Source organism: Planotetraspora sp. GP83 (genome assembly GCF_041262585.1).
GTDB lineage: Bacteria > Actinomycetota > Actinomycetes > Streptosporangiales > Streptosporangiaceae > JAOEGB01.
The window spans coordinates 65,255-82,737 of the sequence record NZ_JBGCBZ010000014.1 but is presented as its reverse complement, the minus strand read 5'-3'; the positions used below and the strand labels follow the sequence as shown (position 1 = coordinate 82,737).

The 17,483-nt window shown below is 69.7% G+C and carries 13 protein-coding genes; 9 read left to right on the top strand and 4 right to left on the bottom strand.

Annotation, left to right across the window (positions count from 1 at the left end; all coding sequences use genetic code 11):
* Positions 1-43: 43 nt before the first annotated feature.
* The 3 genes from ABH927_RS20440 (at position 44) to ABH927_RS20430 (ending at position 1,486) form a co-directional block, all read left to right on the top strand.
* Positions 44-181 (top strand): hypothetical protein, encoded by a 138-nt coding sequence (locus ABH927_RS20440; RefSeq protein ID WP_370023845.1) that lies wholly within the window; start codon positions 44-46, stop codon positions 179-181.
* 169 nt (positions 182-350) lie between these two features.
* Positions 351-677 carry a GNAT family N-acetyltransferase gene (locus ABH927_RS20435; protein WP_370023843.1) on the top strand — a complete coding sequence of 109 codons (327 nt, stop codon included), beginning with the start codon at positions 351-353 and terminating at the stop codon, positions 675-677.
* 92 nt (positions 678-769) lie between these two features.
* Positions 770-1,486, top strand: a complete 717-nt coding sequence (locus ABH927_RS20430) for a restriction endonuclease (RefSeq protein ID WP_370023841.1) — start codon at positions 770-772, stop codon at positions 1,484-1,486.
* Between the two features lie 252 nt (positions 1,487-1,738).
* Here the strand turns inward: ABH927_RS20430 and ABH927_RS20425 are convergent, their stop codons facing one another.
* From ABH927_RS20425 to ABH927_RS20410, 4 genes are all read right to left on the bottom strand, one after another.
* The gene (locus ABH927_RS20425; RefSeq protein ID WP_370023839.1) at positions 1,739-3,745 is read right to left on the bottom strand and encodes an NPCBM/NEW2 domain-containing protein; all 2,007 of its coding nucleotides are present in this window, start codon (positions 3,743-3,745) and stop codon (positions 1,739-1,741) included.
* 193 nt (positions 3,746-3,938) lie between these two features.
* Positions 3,939-4,766, bottom strand: coding sequence for an alpha/beta fold hydrolase (locus ABH927_RS20420; RefSeq protein ID WP_370023837.1), 828 nt, complete (start codon positions 4,764-4,766; stop codon positions 3,939-3,941).
* A gap of 340 nt (positions 4,767-5,106) precedes the next feature.
* Positions 5,107-5,760, bottom strand: a complete 654-nt coding sequence (locus ABH927_RS20415) for a DUF402 domain-containing protein (RefSeq protein ID WP_370023835.1) — start codon at positions 5,758-5,760, stop codon at positions 5,107-5,109.
* A gap of 99 nt (positions 5,761-5,859) precedes the next feature.
* Positions 5,860-7,053 carry a lipase family protein gene (locus ABH927_RS20410; protein WP_370023833.1) on the bottom strand — a complete coding sequence of 398 codons (1,194 nt, stop codon included), beginning with the start codon at positions 7,051-7,053 and terminating at the stop codon, positions 5,860-5,862.
* A 447-nt stretch (positions 7,054-7,500) separates the two neighbouring features.
* On the opposite strand from ABH927_RS20410, the gene ABH927_RS20405 reads away from it, so the two are divergent.
* The 6 genes from ABH927_RS20405 to ABH927_RS20380 all read left to right on the top strand — a co-directional run bounded on the left by ABH927_RS20405 (position 7,501) and on the right by ABH927_RS20380 (position 17,476).
* Positions 7,501-8,676, top strand: coding sequence for a cytochrome P450 (locus tag ABH927_RS20405; RefSeq protein ID WP_370023832.1), 1,176 nt, complete (start codon positions 7,501-7,503; stop codon positions 8,674-8,676).
* A gap of 52 nt (positions 8,677-8,728) precedes the next feature.
* Positions 8,729-11,992, top strand: a complete 3,264-nt coding sequence (locus ABH927_RS20400; RefSeq protein ID WP_370023831.1) for a BTAD domain-containing putative transcriptional regulator — start codon at positions 8,729-8,731, stop codon at positions 11,990-11,992.
* A 101-nt stretch (positions 11,993-12,093) separates the two neighbouring features.
* On the top strand, positions 12,094-13,293 hold the full coding sequence (locus ABH927_RS20395; RefSeq protein WP_370023829.1) for an FAD-dependent monooxygenase: 1,200 nt from the start codon (positions 12,094-12,096) through the stop codon (positions 13,291-13,293).
* Positions 13,294-13,331: 38 nt separating this feature from the next.
* On the top strand, positions 13,332-13,964 hold the full coding sequence (locus tag ABH927_RS20390; protein WP_370023827.1) for an alpha-ketoglutarate-dependent dioxygenase AlkB: 633 nt from the start codon (positions 13,332-13,334) through the stop codon (positions 13,962-13,964).
* A 190-nt stretch (positions 13,965-14,154) separates the two neighbouring features.
* Positions 14,155-14,946, top strand: coding sequence for an SAM-dependent methyltransferase (locus tag ABH927_RS20385; protein ID WP_370023825.1), 792 nt, complete (start codon positions 14,155-14,157; stop codon positions 14,944-14,946).
* 337 nt (positions 14,947-15,283) lie between these two features.
* A complete protein-coding gene (locus tag ABH927_RS20380; RefSeq protein WP_370023823.1) occupies positions 15,284-17,476 on the top strand; it encodes a hypothetical protein in 2,193 nt (730 codons plus the stop codon).
* Positions 17,477-17,483: the final 7 nt, after the last annotated feature.

Genomic DNA, 17,483 nt, shown 5'->3' with positions numbered 1-17,483 from the left:
TTCTTACCTTGACTGGGATGTCATGTACAGGGACCAATTCGGCATGATCCCAACGATCGACGACGACACCTCGGTGGTCGCCGGACGTTTGCGGCTGCTCCGCCGTACGGAACCGAGAAAGGTCCTGATCGGACGGGCCCCGCCGGCCAAGCCGGGCGTGCCCGTCACCTCCCGCGGCTGAGCCGAACCGGCCCACAGGCCGGGCGGAAGTCGGTGCCGCGCTATATTGCTGATGCGTCCGCAAACAGCGCGTGCGCCGTGGGAGCCGATCCCTGGCCCCCTTGACGAGCGCGTGCGCGCGGTCGTCCACCGAGAACCGCGCGGACACGACCCCGGAAGGCCCCCATCGCATGACCACCGCACCTGAAATCCACGTCAACGACAACGCGGAGCTGCACCGATTCGAGATCACGGTCGACGGGCACCTCGCCGGCTTCGCCGAATACGCCTTCCGCCCGAGGACGATCGCGTTCGTCCACACGGAGATCGACGACGAGTACGCCGGCCGTGGGCTGGGCAGCGTCCTGGCCAGGGTGGCGCTCGACTCCGCGCGGCATCGGGGGCTCGACGTGCTGCCCTTCTGCCCGTTCATCCGCGACTGGATCCGCAGGCATCCCGCGTACCTCGACCTCGTGCCCTCGACTCGCCGGCGGTCGTTCGAGCTGGACGCCAAGTAGCGGGCGGACGCGTTCGCCACCGCAAGATTATTTGTCGGAGGGGGCGTTCACACTCGCCATCGAAGCCCTTCTTCGAGCCTGGAGGTCTCACGATGGCGAGGCGTAGATCACCGGTACGGAAACGAACCCGGCGGCGAAGGTCTCAGAGCACTTGGCCGCTCGCGGTCCTGGGGATCATTGTCCTCTTCGTTCTCGCGCCGAAGGCGGGTGACGTCCTCGCGTCGAGCTGGCCACTGCTGCTGATTGTCGCCACCGCGCTCGTCGGGCTCCTCGTGATCGCCGCCTTGCTGATCCGCCGCCTCGGCGACGACTACCGGGCCGAAGCTCTCCGGCGTGCCGGCGTCGACCGGCTGACTCCCGGCCAGTTCGAGCACCTGACCGCCGAGCTGCTGCGCAACGACGGGTTCACGAGGGTCCGGGTCGTCGGCGGCAGGAGCGACCGGGGCGTCGACGTCGTCGGTATCGCCCCCGGCGGCGCGCCGTACGCCGTCCAGTGCAAGCTCTACACCCGCCAGGTCGGCCCCGGGCAGGTCCGCGATTTCATCGGCGCGCTCCACGCCCCCGCCTACCGAGGCCATCAAGGCGTCCTCGTCACCTCCCATGTCCTCAGCGACCAGGCCGGCCACGCGGCTCGGGAAGCGGGCTTGATCGTCGTCGATCGACATCGGCTCGGCGACTGGATGATGGGCGTCTACTCGCTCACGCCGGCCAAGCGCTCCCGGCTGGCCTTCCTCGGACGGCTCCGGCGTGGTTACGCCACCGACAGGGGCTCCCGCCTCCCGCCGGAGAACGACCTCGGCCCGGCCTGAGGCCCCCCGGTGCTCGGGTCGGCGGCGCGCGGACGCCGACGATTGGTGCGCCTCTGAACGAACCGAGGTGCCCCGGAGGTGAGTCAGGGGCACCGGGTTCCTAGGTCCGGGCGGGCGATCTTATGTTCGGGCGGGCGCGACCCTGGCGCTCGTGTTCAGGCGCCCGTGTTCAGGCGCCCGTGTTCAGGCGCCCGTGTTCAGGCGCCCGTGTTCAGGCGCCCGTGTTCAGGCGCCCGTGTTCAGGCGCCCGTGTTAGGCACACGCGATCGTGGTGCCCGCCCAGTCGCCGTGATCGCTGTCGACCCCGTCGCCTCCGTCCGTGACGACGAGCCGGAGCAGGGTGGCGCCGGACACGTCGGCGGTGAGGGTCTTCGCGGGCATGGCGTTCGTCATGACCCCCGAGTCCGCCACCTTGTCGCCGTTGGCCCAGATCTCGAAGCTCACGGTTCCCTTCGAGCCCTTCTCGTCGTCCAGGCCCACATCCGTCGTGACGGTGGTGCAGTGGCCGCCGAGGTAGTACTCGATGGTGCTGGGCGCGTGGGCCCCGAGCCCCTTGGCATACTTCGCGCCGTTGATGGTGATCGTGTGGCCGTCGGCCGCCCCCTTCTCACCGTTGCTCCGGTCGCGCTCCACGGGGCCCCAGCCGTTCACCATCGACAGCCACGGCAGGTCGCTCAGGTACCCGTTCGCGGTCGGCGGCGGGGGCGGCACGAGGAACACCGCGAAGGACGACGCCGACGCCGACGCCCTTCCGCCGCTGCTGGTGTAACGGGCGGTCAGCCCGAGGGTGTACTGCCCTTGTGCCAGGGTCGCGGGCGGGGTGACCTGCCAGGTGGCGGATGTCGAGGCTCCTGGCGGAAGGTTCTTGATCGTGGTCGGCGAGGTGGCGGTGACGTCCCATCCCTCCGGTCCCTGGACCCGCAGCTCCACGCGCTGGGCGGGGGTGTGGCCGTTGTCGGTGGCCGAGGCGGTGACGGTGAACGGCTTCCCCGGCTCGGCCAGCACGGGGCCGCCCGGATAGGTGGAAGGCACCTGCACGTCAAGGCCGAGAGCAGGCGGGTAGCTGTTCCACTTGTGGTCGACGCTGACCCGGAGCAGGACCGTGCCGTGGGGCGGCACGGCGGCCGAGATGACGTCCTCGGTGTGCGTGTCGGTGTGCGCCCACAGGTCTCGCAGGCGATAGGCGGGCACGTCACCGCGGTCGAGCCCGATCTCGGTGCCCGAGGTCGCGATGCGCTGCGGCTTGTCGGTCTCGTTGAACAGCGCCACGGCCTCGTCGCCGTTCTTCAGCGGCTTGACGACGACCCAGCCGCCGTTCGCCGACTTCAGCACCGCGCCCTGAACGCCGAGCGGGTCCTGGTCGATCGCGATGACCTCGCGGTTCTCGAGGATCTCATACGTCGCCGGGGTGGCCTTGCGCAGATCGGACCCGATGAGCAGCGGCGCCGCCATGATGGCCCACATGCCGAAGTGCGTGCGGTACTCGGTGTCCGTCATGCCGCCGTTGCCGACTTCGAGCATGTCCGGGTCGTTCCAGTGTCCGGGGCCCGCGTACTGCGCGAGCGGCAGGTTGGCCTTGATGATCGACAGCGTCCGGGGCCAGGTGTCGTTGATGTCGCCGGTCGTGCGCCAGAGGTGGCCGACCTCCTTGCCCCAGAGCCACGGCTTGTTCTGGCCCCACTCACAGATGCTGAACACGATCGGGCGGCCCGTGGCCTTCAGCGCGTCACGCATCTTGGTGTAGCGCTGGACGGCGTCGACGCCCTGGTTGTTGCAGTTGTCGTACTTCAGGTAGTCGATGCCCCACGAGGCGAACAGGTTCGCGTCCTGCTCCTCGTGGCCGAGCCCGCCGGGGAACCCGGCCGTGTTACAGGTCTTGGTGCCCGCGCTCGTGTAGATGCCGAGCTTGAGGCCCTTGTCGTGCACGTAGTCGGCGAGGGCCTTGATGCCGTCCGGGAAGCGCTTCGGATCCGGGACGAGGTTGCCGTCCGCGTCGCGCTGGGGGAGGGCCCAGCAGTCGTCGAGGTTGACGTACTGGTAGCCGGCGTCCTTGAGGCCCTTCGAGACGAAGATGTCGGCGATGCCCTTGACCATCGCCTCGTTGAACTCCGCCCGGCAGTGGGTGCTGTTCCAGTTGTTGAAGCCCATCGGAGGAGTCAGGGCGAGCCCGTCGTCGAGTGCCTGGGCGGGGGCCGCGACCGCGGTGAGCCCCATGCTGACGAGAAACGCCGTGGTAAGAGCCGCGATGGTTTGACGCATGACCTTCTCGATGTGCGTTGTGGTGGAACTCCGTGGGTAGTTCTGTTTGATCTCGATCGATATTGTTTGTAACAGCGCACGGTTGAACAAGCAAGAGGCATGCGTAAAGTCCCCCGGTCAAGACGCAGCGGTGTCAGGACACAGCGGTTCGGACGGCTTCAACGATGAAACCCCGCGTGATCGCGGGTCGTGGTCACCCGCCGGAGAGCACCTTGTGGAGAGTTTCGGCGAACGCGGCCGGATGGCTGCCGTAGCCCGCGTGGTCACCGGGGAAGGTCACGGGGTCTGTTCCGAGCCGCTCGGCCAGCGCGAGTGCGGTGCGGTGGGCGAGTTGTCCGGCGGACGCCTCCCCGACGCCCACGACGACTCGGGTGGAACCGGACCGCAACGCCGCGACGTCCGGGACGTAGCCGCTCAGCGGCCGCGCGCCGTGGGCGATGAAGAATTCGAGATTCGCGATGATCCGGGCCATATCCTCCGGCATCTCGGCCCCCGGATCCATGGGCGGTGGCACTTCGTCATCTTCGCCGCCCATGCCGATCCCCTCCTCGAACTTCCGCATCGCCGGGCCGACGCCCTCCTTGCGGTAGGTGTCGTAGACCTCCCGCATGAGCGCCCGATGCCGCGCGGCGTCCGGGAGCAGCTCCACGGCCGGCGGCTCGTGTGCCACCAGGGTGCGCACCCGCTCAGGATGGCGCGCGGCGAGGTCGAGCCCGATCTGGGCGCCGCCGCTGCTTCCCAGCACGTATGCCGGCTCGCTGGTGACGGCGGCCAGGAGATGGTGGGCGTCGTCCCCGTGGACGTCGAGTCGCTGGTCCTCCGGCGGCCCGTCGAGCACGCTGCGCGAGTTGCCGCGCGGATCGTAGGCCACCGTCGTGTACCTGTCCGCCAGAGCATCGGAGAGACCGGCGAAGACGCTCGCGTCCGTCGGGCCGCCGGGGATCATCAGCAGCACGGGACCGGACCCCCGCACCTCGTAATAGAGCGTCGCGCCCGGCACTTTCAAGGTGTTCCGCGTCATCGGGTACGCCATTGTCCGCCTCCATCGCCCAGTTCACCGGCTTCACCGCCGTCTTCAGGGACCATCAGTACACCCGGGCACCGACACTTTCCCCGGTCGCTGCGGTCAGCGGGGCCAGGAGTAGGTGACCTCGGAATCCTCCACGCCGATCGCGGCGAAGCCGTGCCGTACGTAGAAGCGGCGGGCGCTTGCCGAATCCCACCCGATCCTCCGTGGCATAGACGTATGCGGCGCCTGAGTCCCCCTGCCGGGGGCGCCGGACACGGTCTCACGGTGTCATCTGTCCGCTTCGACCGCCAGCCCGATAGCGCCCGCTCTCTCGGAGACCCGCGCCGTACGGCTACCGCCGGGCCGGTGGGAGCAGGGTGGATGCCGGCGAGGGCGGCAGCGGCGGGATGGCCCACGAGGCCGGCGGGACGAAGTCGCACCACGTCCCGTCGAAGGGGAAGGCCCCGGCCTCGGCCAGACCGGCGACGCGGCGGCCTTCGGCACGGATGGCATGGGCCTCGCCGGCGCTCCAGTAGGCGGGGTGGCCGGTCTTCTCGGCGAAGGACCGCTCGTCCTTCCACTGCCAGGTGCGGTCCGGCGCCACGGTGACGTCGAGTTCGAGATCCTCCACGTCGATGTCGTCGCCACGCCGGGTCCGGCGTTCCAGGTTGACGTACCAGCCGCGGAAGCCGAGGCCGGCGGCGAAGAACCAGAACACCGCGTGGGAGGTGCCGGCGGGCTGGTAGATGAGCGCGTCGCCCAGGTGCCAGCGGCCGGCCTTGACGGGATAGCCGCCGGCCGGCCGGTCGTGCGGTGGCAGGTCGCGCAGGTGCACTCCGTCCGGCAGGTCGACCCGCCATACGGGTGACCCGGTCGCGAGCCATACGAGCAGACCGCCGGGCGTGTCCTCCACCACTCGTACGGGAGTCGCCGTGCTCAGATGGCCGCCGATGTACAGGTTCCAGCGCACGATCTGTCCCGGTTGGAGAGCCACAGGTTCGATCATGGCAGCCGGGAGGCGATGGTCACCAATCACGTTTGCGTGGCCGCGCTCTACCTGCTGGCTTTCGCCTCCGAGCGGATCCCATCCGTTGGTAGCGCCGCGCTAGTCGCCGAACTCGTTGGCCACGCCGTAAGGGGTCAGGGCGGATATGTAATGGTGCGGAAGGTGGTCTTCGAAGGAGTACATGACGGGCAGCGAGCGGGTCGCCTGGAATTTGCGGGATATGAAGGACATCGCGCCCAGGGCGATGCCGAGAGCGCCGGGCATCTGCGGAGTCGGAGACTTCTTCGCCACCCAGTGCCCCTTTCGCGGGTTGTAGGTGCACCCGAGAAGACCGAGCAGGTCCATCAGGCCGTTCCGGACGTGGGGCACCTGATACTGGAACTCGCGGCCGAAATGCTTGAACCGGCCGGATGTGGTCGGGGGAAGGTTCGGGACGATGTCGCTGTCATGGACGTATCGAATCGTCTTCTCCCGCAGGAAGTCGTCCCTCTGACACGCTTCCGCGAAACTGGGATCACCGATCATGGGCTGGCCGAACGTGTACACCGCCTTGAGCCGGTCGGCGAACTCGTCCCGATATTTGCGCTCGTGCCGCATCATCACGCCCATCATCGCGGCCATGGCTCCGCCGAGACTGTGGCCGGTGATGTACAGCGCTTCGAGGTTGTTCTGCATCCCGGGGAGCTCGGCGCCGTAAAGCCCGTTCGGCAGTGCGATACGCACGGATTGCCGGTTACAGGCCTCCCTGAGCGTGTGCATGACCTCGTAGCGGGTGGTCCGTACGTTGCGGTAGAAACCGGCGTGCACGGTGGCGCACGGATCTCCGAACTGGTAGCCCATCCGCTCCGGTTCGAGGTCGATGTCGGTCAGCCAGTTGACGAAGTTCATGGGTTCGGTGCCCCTGTAGCAGAGGATGGCGACCCGCCCGCTGTTGCTCTGAATCACGAACGACGTGGAGCAGATGAGCATCGCGTCGACGGTTGACGCGATCACGCGGCAGTTGTTGTCCGGCAGGCCCATTCTCGCCATGATCATCGAAAGCGTATCGGCTCCCGAATAGGCGTATCCGGCGCAGGTGGCCAGGACGTGGGCGATCACCGGGTCCGGATGGTCCTCAGCGCGCAGAAGCCGCTCTTCGAGGTTCTTGTAGACGGGAAACCCGGAGGTCTCGCGGTGGCCGTACGGCCGGAGCTCCTCGTAGCTGGGAGCACGCGTGTCCCGCGTCCAGAGGCCGCCGGCCGCCATCACGTCGCGCAGTCTCCGCTCCCATTCCATGACGGGAACCTCTCCCATGAGCGGGACTTTCCCGGCCCTCGGCATGCCCCTGGCGCCTGAGTCTCGTGTGCCCTGGTCTCGTGTGCCGGAGTCCCTTGTCGCCGACTCCATCGCGCCCGGGGTCGTCCTCGTGCTCTGGTCCGTTTTCTCGGTCTGACGGGGGGTGCGCCTGGCGGTCTCTGCCACGACATTCACCTTCCGGACGGGATGGGGCCCGATGCGCCCGGTCGTCAGATCCCCGGCGGGTCATGAGGGAAATCCCACGCGCTCATAGATAGCTGTCCATGAACGGATGTCAGATCCAGCTTTCGCGGGCGGCTGCCAAAAGTCAGCACTGAGGGGGAGGGCGATCTGCGCCGGCGTCAGCTCCTGAGAACGTCACGTCCTGAAGCGGACAGGGAGGCTTGCCGCGCATTATTTCCGGTGAGACCGTCAGTCGGGGGGCTTTCTGAAAGGAATCCTGACATGACGGAACTCAGGCAGTTGCCGTTCGATCGGAGCGACCTGCTGGAGCTCTCGCCGGAGTTCGGCGAGCTGCGTGCCGAGGAGCCCATCGTCAAGGTCCTGACCCGGACGGGGGACGAGGCCTGGCTGGTCACGGGTTACGACGAGATCAGGCGGGTCTTCGCGGACGCGCGGTTCGGCCGCTCACATCCCACCCCCGAGTCTGCTCCCCGGTTGTCCAACAGCGCCCTGCTGGGCGGCCCGATCGGCGACTACGAGACCGAGCGGGCCGTCCATCAGCGGATGCGGCGGCTGCTGACGCCCGCCTTCTCGGCCCGCCGCATGAGCCACCTGTCGGACCGGGTCCAGCTTCTGATCGACGACCTGCTGGACGACCTGGCGGAGCAGGGGCCGCCGGCCGACCTGCATGAGCGGTTCTCCGTGCCGCTGCCCATGCAGGTGATCTGCGAGCTGCTCGGCGTGCCGTACGAGGACCGGGAGAAGTTCCGGGCGATGGCCGATGACATGGCCGACCTGGACGATTCCGCGCGTTCCGCCGCCGCGCAGGACGAGATGCGCGCCTACTCCTACGCCATCGTCCAGGCCAAGCGCGAGAGGCCGGACGAGGACGTGTACTCCGACCTGGCGGCCGCGGACCTGCCTGAGGACTACATCGCCAGGATCGCCGCGGGACTGCTGTTCGCAGGGCACGAGACGACCGTCAACCAGATCGACCAGGGCGTGCTGCTGTTTCTGCGTAACCCCGAGCAGCGGGACGCGCTCCTCCGCGACCCCTCGCTCGTCGCCGGCGCCGTGGAGGAGATCATGCGGATGGCCGCGCCGAGCGAGCACGGACTCGTCCGGTACGCCTATGAGGACGTCGAAATCGGCGGGGTCACCATCCGGGCCGGTGACCTCCTGATGCTCGCCACGATCGCGGCGAACCGGGACGAACGCGTCTATCCCGATGCCGAACGGTTCGACGTGGCCCGGGACAACGCTGAGCCGCACGTCGGGTTCGGCTACGCGATGCACTACTGCCTCGGGGCGAGCCTCGCCCGGGTGGAGCTGCGGGCCGTGTTCTCCTCGCTGTTCCAGCGCTTCCCCACGCTGCGCCTGGCCGTGCCGTACGAGCAGCTCAAGCCACGCTCCGACCGGCTCACCGGCGGGTTCGTCGAGCTCCCCGTGACCTGGTAGCTCCCCCTGCGGCCGTCCCAGTGTGTCGGGGCCATCCGACAGAATCACCACCATGCGATTCGGGATCCTGGGCACAACCCGGGCTTGGCATGACGACGGGAGCGAGGTGTCCATCGGCGGCGCGACCCGGCGTGCGCTGCTGGCTCTGCTGCTCGTCCGCCCGGGCGAGGTGGTCACCGCCGACCGCCTCGTCCACGACCTGTACGGCGAGCAGGCCCCGAGCGGAGCCGGGCACGCGCTGCAGTCGCAGGTGTCCAGGCTCCGCCAGGTTTTGAAGCACCACGCGCCGATCGAGCTCGCCCCCGGCGGATATCGGCTCGGGGTCGATCCCGGCGACGTGGACGCCCATCGCTTCGAGCGGCTCGCGGACGCGGGACGGCACGCCCTCCGGAACGGCAGGCCGGGGGAGGCCGCCGCCCTGCTCCACGAGGCGCTCGCCCTGTGGCGGGGACCCGCGCTCGCCGACGCGGCGTCAGGCCCGGCCCGGCCGGGCCACGCGGGGGCCGGTGACGGCGAGTCGGTCCAGGCCGAGGTCGTACGCCTGGAGGAGCGGCGGCTGGCCGCGCTCGAGGACCGGATCGAGGCGGACCTCCAGCTCGGCGAGCACCGGGCGGTCGTGCCGGAGCTGCGGGAATCAGCCGGCCGCCATCCGCTGCGGGAACGGCTGCGCGGGCTTCTCATGCGGGCCCTCCAGGCGGACGGCAGGCAGGCCGAGGCTCTTGTGGTGTTCGAGGAGACCAGGCGGCTACTGGCCGACGAACTCGGCGCGGACCCCTCGGCTGAGCTGGCCGAGATCCACCAGGCTCTGTTGCGGGGCGACCGGTTGTTCGAGCCGCCGTCGCTTCCGGCGCAGCTCACCAGCTTCGTCGGTCGTGCTGACGATCTCGACAAGGTCGGGGAGCTGCTGGCGACGACCCGGCTCGTCACGCTGCTCGGCCCCGGCGGCGCGGGGAAGACCCGGCTGTCGATCGAGGTCGCCGGCCAGGAGCCCGATGTCTGCTTCGTCGAGCTGGCGCCGCTGCGCGACGGGCCGGAGGTGCCGCAGGCCGTGCTGGGCGCGCTCGGCCTGCGCGAGGGCGGGCTCCTCGCGATGCCGGGCGAGACGACGCCTGTCTCCCGGCTGGTCGCGGCGCTGGCCGACCGGCCGCTGCTGCTCGTCCTCGACAACTGCGAGCACGTCGTCGAGGCCGCCGCGGCGCTCGCCGAACGGCTGCTCGCGGGCTGCCGGAACCTCCGCGTCCTGGCCACGAGCCGGGAGCCGCTCGGCATCACCGGTGAGAACCTCTGGCCCGTCCGCGCGCTCTCCCCGTCCGCGGCGGCGCGGCTGTTCGCCGACCGGGCCGCCGCCGTACGGCCGGGCTTCACCGTGGACGACTCCAACGCCGACGCCGTACGGGACGTCTGCCAGGCTCTCGACGGCCTGCCGCTGGCCATCGAGCTCGCGGCGGCGCGGATGCGCACGCACGACGCCGTGGACCTGGCCGCCCGCCTGGGCGACCGGTTCCGCCTGCTGTCGCGCGGCAGCCGTACGGCACAGGCACGGCACCAGACGTTGCGCGCGGTCGTGGCATGGAGCTGGGACCTGCTGTCCGAGGACGAACAGGTGATGGCGCGGCGTCTCACGGCCTTCTCCGGCGGCGCGACGGTCGAGTCGGCGGAGCGCGTGTGCGCCGTCCCCGACGCCGAGGACGTGCTCGATTCGCTCGCCGACAAGTCGTTCGTCGAGGTCGGCAACGGGCGGTTCCGCATGCTGGAGACGATCCGCGCGTACTGCGCCGAGCGGCTCGACGCCGCAGGCGAGTCCGACGCCGTACGGCGGGCGCACGCGGAGCACTTCCTCGCTCTCGCGGAGGACGCCGGCCCGCGCCTGCGTCGTTCCGAGCAGATCGAGTGGCTGGACATCCTCGCCGCCGAGCACGAGAACCTCCAGGCCGCGCTGCGATGGGCCGCGGACGCCGGGGAGCCCGAGCTGGGGCTGAGGCTCCTGGCGTCGCTGTCGTCGTACCTCTGGATGCGCGGCCTGCGGACCTGGGCGACGGGACACGCCGTGGCGCTCCTCGACCTGGTCGGCACCGAGCCGCCGCCGGGGCTGGGGGAGGAGTACGTCTTCTGCGCGCTCACCGCGGCGGCGAGCGCGGCCGGACGGGAGGCGTGGAACCGGAGCCGGCAGCTGGCCGAGCGGCTCGTCGTCGCCCCTGACTGGGGGCATCGCCACCCCATCATCACGTTGCTGTGGCCGATGCTGACCGCCGGGGAGGGCGACCCATCCGTGGCGCTCGCCGTGATGACCCGAGGGGGCGCTGGGCCCGATCCGTGGGAAAGGGCCCTGGTTGAGCTCTCGTGGGGATACCCCCAGCACGCCGCGGGTGACTTCGCGCAGGCCGAGCGGCAGTTCGCCATGGCGGCCGACGTCTTCCGCTCGCTCGGCGACCGGTGGGGGACGGCGTTCGCCCTCGACGCGCTGGCCGGGGTGGCGGACATCTGCGGCGACACCACCAGGGCGATCACCCTGATCGACGAGGCGCTCACTCTCACCGAGGAGCTGGGCGCCGTCGAGGACCTCCCCGACCTGCTCGTCAACCGGGGAGACTACCGCTCTCACGGCGGCGCGGCCCGTGGTGATGTGGGCGGTGGTGATGTGGGCGGTGGCGATCTCGCCGGGGCGCGGGCCGACTACGAGAAGGCGGCCGAGATCGCCCGGCGCGCCGGAAGCCTCACCTACCTGGCGGCGGCGCTGCGCGGCCTCGGCGACATCGCCCGCCAGGAGGGCGACCTGCCGGAGGCGGCCCGGCTGTACGAGGAGGCGCTGGAGCGCTTCGACCCGCACTGGGTCAAGAGCGTGGGAAACCGGGCGGGCGCGCTCATCGGGCTCGGCAAGGTGGCCGAGGCCCGCGGCGACCTCGCCGAGGCGCGGGACCGGTACCGGCAGGCCGTCGAGGTCGTGGTGACCGTGGGGCCGCTCCCGGAGAGCGCGCGTGCGGTCGAGGCCCTGGCGGGAGTGGCGCTCGCGGAGGGCGACGCCGTGTCGGCCGCCGAGTTCCTCGGGGCCGCCACGGCCCTACGGGGCATCGCCACCGGTAGCGATCCCGAGGCGGCGCGGGTGGCCGCCGCCGTTAAGGCGATCCTGGGCGAGTCGCCGTACGACGAGGCGTACCGGAAAGGGATGCGGCTGGCGCCGGAGGACGCGCTCCGCCTCGCTGGCGTGCCGGATGCCGTCATCCTGGCCTCGCCCATCAACGCCGTCATCGACCTCGGCTCCGCCGGCCCCGGCGCGTCCGGCGACGCACCCGATGCGGCGCGCCCGGGAGCCGGTTGAGGCGGGGGCCGGGGCTTGGCGAGGCCGGGGCCGGGGGCTTGGTGAGGATCGGTGAGTCCGTGGTGAGTGCGCGGTGAGCGCCCTCCGCGAGCCTCTGAGCCATGGACACCACAGAGCGCCTCACGAACACGAACATCCTGATCTCCGGAGCGAGCGTCGCCGGCCCCGCGCTGGCCTACTGGCTGCGCCGCCACGGCTTCACCCCCACCGTGGTGGAGCGGGCGCCCGCTCTCCGCGACGGCGGCTACGCGGTCGACTTCCGCGGCGAGGCCCACCTCACCGTGCTGGAGCGCATGGGGATCCTCGACGAGGTCAAGCGCGCCGCGACGAACATGGGCGCGATGTCGTACGTCAACGAGGACGGCAAGCAGATCGCGAGCATGCCAGCCGACCTCTTCAGCGGCGACGTCGAGATCCTGCGCGGCGACCTCGCGCGCATCCTGTACGACGCGACCAGGGACGAGGTCGAGTACATCTTCGACGACTCGATCACCTCCATCTCGGAGACCGCCGACGGCGTCGACGTCACCTTCGAGCGGGGGGCGCCGCGCAGGTTCGACCTGGTGGTGGGCGCCGACGGCCTGCACTCCAATGTGCGCGCGCTCGCCTTCGGCCCCGAGTCGCGGTTCGTCAAGGATCTGGGGCTCCACTGCGCGATCTTCACGACCGCCAACCACCTCGGGCTCGACCACACTGGACAGGCCTACAGCACGCCGGGCAAGCTCGTCGCGATGTACAGCGCCCGGAAGAACACCGAGGCCAAGGCGATGTTCTACTTCGGCTCGCCCTCGCTTGCCTATGACCGCCGGGACGTCGCGCAGCAGAAGAAGATCCTCGCTGAGGCGTTCGCCGGGGTGGGCTGGGAGACTCCCCGGCTGCTGCGGGACATGCGGGACGCCTCCGACTTCTACTTCGACTCGGTCAGTCAGGTCCACATGGACCGGTGGTCCACGGGACGGGTGGTGCTGCTCGGAGACGCGGCCTACTGCGCCTCGCCGCTGTCGGGCATGGGCACCGGCCTCGCCATGGTCGCGGCGTACGTCCTCGCGGGGGAGCTGGCGGAGGCCGGGGGCGACCATCGCACCGCGTTCGCCCGCTACGAGGAGGCGATGCGCGACTACGCCAGGGGCTGCCAGAAGCAGGGGGAGGGGGTCAGCAAGTGGATGGTCCCGGAGAACCGCTTCATCGCCTGGTTCATGAACACGAACTTCCGGCTCCTGCCGTACGTGCCGTGGAAGGGCCTGATCGCCAAGGGTGTCCGGAAGACGGCGAGCGCCATCACGCTGAAGAACTACACCTGATCGAATGTCTGTACGAATAGGCGTCGTACACTGGGCCTATGGAAAGCCTGTTCCAGGGGTCGCTGCTGGACTGGCGCGACGAGACCTGCGCCGGCCCTCTGGGGCCCACGGTGAAGCGGACCCTGCTCGATCACGGAGCCTGGATCGATCTGCGGCGGGGCTGGATCTCCGGGTCGGACGCGCTGTTCGACCGCTTGCTCGATGTGGTGCCCTGGCATGCCGAGAGGCGGCACATGTACGACCGGATGGTGGACGTCCCCCGGCTGCTGAAGTTCTACGACGAGGGAGAGCCCCTTCCGGACCGCGTGCTGGAGGAGGCGCGGGACGCGCTCAACGCCCACTACGCCGAGGAACTGGGCGAGCCGTTCCGCACGGCCGGGATGTGCCTCTACCGCGACGGCAAGGACAGCGTGGCCTGGCACGGCGACACCATCGGGCGCGGCAGCACGGAGGACACGATGGTCGCGATCGTCTCGATCGGCACGCCGCGCAACCTGATGCTCCGGCCTCGTGGCGGGGGAGGCCCCGCGCTGCGTCACGAGGTCGGCCACGGCGACCTCCTCGTGATGGGCGGCAGCTGCCAGCGGACCTGGGAGCACGCCATTCCCAAGAGCACACGGGTCACCGGGGCGCGGATCAGCATCCAGTTCCGCCCGCGCGGTGTCCGCTGAGCAGGTCGCCCGCCGCTCATGGCGTGAGCGTACGTGTCACCACGACCGCATGATCACGAATCCGGTTTCGCAGGTGAAGCGGCTTCGCCGGGAACCTTTGCATGATCACGAAAGTCTTGGACCAGTGGATCACTGGCCGCGAGGCCGGGAGGGCTTCTATAGTCGATTTCCGGTATCCGAGGAGGTCACCGTGAGCGCGCACGGCAGTGATGCCCCCCGAGGCGTGGGTGCCGGCACTCCGAACATCGCCCGGATGTACGACTACTGGCTCGGAGGCAAGGACAACTTCGCCGCCGACCGCGAGAGCGCGGAGGAGATCGTCAGGATCTCCGACGGGCGGGTCCTGCGGGGCGTGCGGCTCAACCGCTCGTTCCTCGGGCGGGCGGTCAGGACGGCGGCGGCCGCCGGGGTGCGGCAGTTCCTCGACCTCGGCTCGGGGCTGCCGACCAGGGAGAACGTGCACCAGGTCGCGGGCCCCGACGCTCGGGTGATCTACGTGGACTCCGACCCGGTGGTGGCCAGCCACGCACGCGCCATCTTGGTGAGATCGGACAACGTGGAGTTCGTCGAGGGGGATCTCCGCCATCCGCGGGAGATCCTCGGCCATCCGGCTGTCCGGAGGCTCATCGACTTCGACGAGCCGGTCGCCCTCATGTTCGTCTCCGTCCTGCACTTCGTCGACGACTCGGAGGACCCGCGGGGCATCCTGGCGGCCTACCGCGACGCCGTCGCGCCCGGAAGCCATCTGATCCTCTCCCACCTGTCGAAGGACGCGTTCCCGCAGAAGATGGCCGCGGCGGAGCGGGTCTACGAGGGCGCCAACACCCGGCTCGGGGCGCGCACGCGGGAGGAGATCCTCGGCCTGTTCGAGGGGTTCGAGGTGCTCGACCCCGGCCTGGTCGGCCCGGCCGAATGGCGTCCGCAGGGGCCGTGGTCGACCGAGAGGTTCGCGGGCCTGGTCGGCGTCGGCCTCAAGCGGTGACCTGCTCCCTTTGACACGAGCTCGCTTATCCGAGTGCGTTCAGCGGTCATTCAGCTTTCCGTCAGGCAATACCGACACCCTTTGGGGAATTGGGAAAGATGTGACGGCGGTCCTGCCGGCTGAATTCGATTGGTAAGCGACCTTGTCGTTGGCTCGTTCCTGTAGCACGATGGCCCTCAAGCGAGGACATATGTGAACATCGCCAGATTTCCGGACGTATAGATAATTCACGGGGCGTGCGCCGGAATTGCGCTGAGCATGGCATATGGCTCGCTGTTGTATTTCCATTGTCGGCGGTGAGTCGGGGCGCTCGTCGGCATGCCTAAGGGGAGGGTCCATGCCTGAATCCGTCGTGCCCAAATCCGTCGTGCCCAAATCCGTCGTGCCCGTTCCGGCTCCGCCGTCCGCCGAGGCCATCGTCATCGGCCACGATCTCCCGGAACCGACCAGCTACCGCGGGCAGCACATCATCCCGCTCGACATCCCTTCCGACGCGTGGCTCAGCTTCGCGGGGCTGAGCTACTGGGTCGCCCCCTACACGTTCGGCTCGGTGGGGACCTGCGCGATCGCCATCGGCGCGGACGAAGGGTTCGACGTCACCTGTGCCGTGTACACCGAGGCGGGGGAGCAGCTCTCGCTCTGGGATTCGTTGCCCGATGTGTCGATGGGGGCCGGCTGGCACTTCTTCGGCATCACGCTGAGGGACCTGCCGGAAGACTCTCCGGGCGACGGCCAGGGACCGTGGCGGGAGCTCGTGCACGGCTCGTCACTCACGTTCCGGTTCAACTACCGGGGCAGCGAGAACGTCAGGGACGTGGTGGTCCCGCTCGACTTCGGCGGGCCGCTGATCACGGCGCTGGACAGGCGCAAGCTGTGCTTCCGGCTGACGAACCAGCCGGTGACCTCGACCAGGCTGGCCGCCCAGGACCGGCGCCGGCCCGAGCCCAAGAGCCCTCTCATCTACCTGCACGGCTACGAGGACCCCGACACGGGCTACGAGACGCCGGGCACCCGGGTGCCGCCGATCGCGCTCACCCGGGAGCGGATCGCCGCGGCGTGGAAGAACGCGAAGGCCACCGGCTACTTCGATCCCGCGGTGTTCCCCAACGTCGCTCCCGGCGATGACGAGGCCGGCCGTACCGGCGCCCTGGCGGCGGTGAGCTCGCTCGACGAGGCCACGGTCGTGGCCCAGCTCACGGCCGGTGGCCGGCTGGCCGTACACCGCGCCGCCACGGGCGAGTACACCTACCGGTTCCTGCCCGCGCCGGCCCACTGCGCGCCCGGCCTGGTGCTCGTGGAGTATTACCAGCTCTCCTCGTTCCCGGCGCGGTACGGCAGTGGGCGCACGATCAAGACCTTCTCGCTGCTGCCGGGAGAGAAGACCAGCATCCGGGTCAGCACGTACAAGCGGTCGGCCGAGAGCCTGCAGAAGACGTCGTCGATCCTCGACTCCACCAACACCGAGACCGAGAGCGAGTTCGCCCGTACGGTCAACTCCGAGCAGTCCAACCAGGACAACGCCAGCAAGAGCTTCGAATACCGGGCGGAGGCCGAGGCGGAGGGCAAGGCGACCTGGGGCTGGGGAAGCGCCAGCGCCAAGATCAGCGGCGGCGTGTCGGGAAGCTCCAACAGCGCGCGGGAGGAGTTCACCAAGAACCTGACCAACGCGGTGAACCAGAACACCGCGCGCGCCTCCTCCCGCCGTGAGGTGCAGGTCGACACGAGCCTCGACGTGAAGCTGGAGCAGGGCGAGGAGCAGGCCGTCGATCGGACGCTGGAGAACATCAACGTCAGCCGCACGCTCAACTTCGTCTTCCGGCAGATGAACCAGGAGTTCGTGACGTTGCTCCACCTGGTGGACGTGCGGGTCGCGTTCTTCAACGGCCACGCCGAGTCCCGCGACGAGGTCCCGCTGGCCGAGCTGGACCGTCTGCTGGGCGACTGCCTGCTGCCCGACCGGGTGGACGAGGTCGGCCACGCGATCTGGGAGGAGCTGCGGGCCATCACCGACTACCGGGGCCAGGAGCAGCCCGGCTTCATCCGGGAGGAGCCGGCCGGGCGCACGCGGGTGAACCCGGGCTTCACCTCGTCGTACACCGGTCCGGACGGCCGTAAGCACACCGTGCCCGGCATCATCCTGGCCGCCGACCAGCACGTGCTGCGCACCGACGGGGTGGTGGTGGACTCCTTCCTCGGTGAGGGCAGCGCGCTGGACGACTACTCCGCGGGCCTCCAGGTCCAGGCCGTCCGCGGCCGGGAGGCCGAGAACCAGGCCCGCCAGGTGGACACCCAACTCCGCCGGCTGGAGGCCGAGAAGCTCAAGCTCGCCCTCTCGATCGTCTCCGACAACGACGCGGAGCGCGCCGCTCTCTTCCAGCGGCTGTTCGTGCGCCCGCAGATCGTCAACCAGATCGACCACGCGGCCGTCAACGGCCAGGCGGTGGGCACGCCGCAGTTCGACGGGCAGACGACTGACGGGCAGATGAACGGCGGCCCGCTGACCGACGATCCGGCGTTCCCGTCGCTTTGAGATCCCC

Excerpts from the sequence above, each read along its gene's own strand:
- ABH927_RS20440 (WP_370023845.1), top strand. The coding sequence starts at position 44 with ATGATCCCAACGATCGACGACGACACCTCGGTGGTCGCCGGACGTTTG.
- ABH927_RS20435 (WP_370023843.1), top strand. The coding sequence starts at position 351 with ATGACCACCGCACCTGAAATCCACGTCAACGACAACGCGGAGCTGCAC.
- ABH927_RS20430 (WP_370023841.1), top strand. The coding sequence starts at position 770 with ATGGCGAGGCGTAGATCACCGGTACGGAAACGAACCCGGCGGCGAAGG.
- ABH927_RS20425 (WP_370023839.1), bottom strand. The coding sequence starts at position 3,745 with ATGCGTCAAACCATCGCGGCTCTTACCACGGCGTTTCTCGTCAGCATG.
- ABH927_RS20420 (WP_370023837.1), bottom strand. The coding sequence starts at position 4,766 with ATGACGCGGAACACCTTGAAAGTGCCGGGCGCGACGCTCTATTACGAG.
- ABH927_RS20415 (WP_370023835.1), bottom strand. The coding sequence starts at position 5,760 with ATGATCGAACCTGTGGCTCTCCAACCGGGACAGATCGTGCGCTGGAAC.
- ABH927_RS20410 (WP_370023833.1), bottom strand. The coding sequence starts at position 7,053 with ATGGGAGAGGTTCCCGTCATGGAATGGGAGCGGAGACTGCGCGACGTG.
- ABH927_RS20405 (WP_370023832.1), top strand. The coding sequence starts at position 7,501 with ATGACGGAACTCAGGCAGTTGCCGTTCGATCGGAGCGACCTGCTGGAG.
- ABH927_RS20400 (WP_370023831.1), top strand. The coding sequence starts at position 8,729 with ATGCGATTCGGGATCCTGGGCACAACCCGGGCTTGGCATGACGACGGG.
- ABH927_RS20395 (WP_370023829.1), top strand. The coding sequence starts at position 12,094 with ATGGACACCACAGAGCGCCTCACGAACACGAACATCCTGATCTCCGGA.
- ABH927_RS20390 (WP_370023827.1), top strand. The coding sequence starts at position 13,332 with ATGGAAAGCCTGTTCCAGGGGTCGCTGCTGGACTGGCGCGACGAGACC.
- ABH927_RS20380 (WP_370023823.1), top strand. The coding sequence starts at position 15,284 with ATGCCTGAATCCGTCGTGCCCAAATCCGTCGTGCCCAAATCCGTCGTG.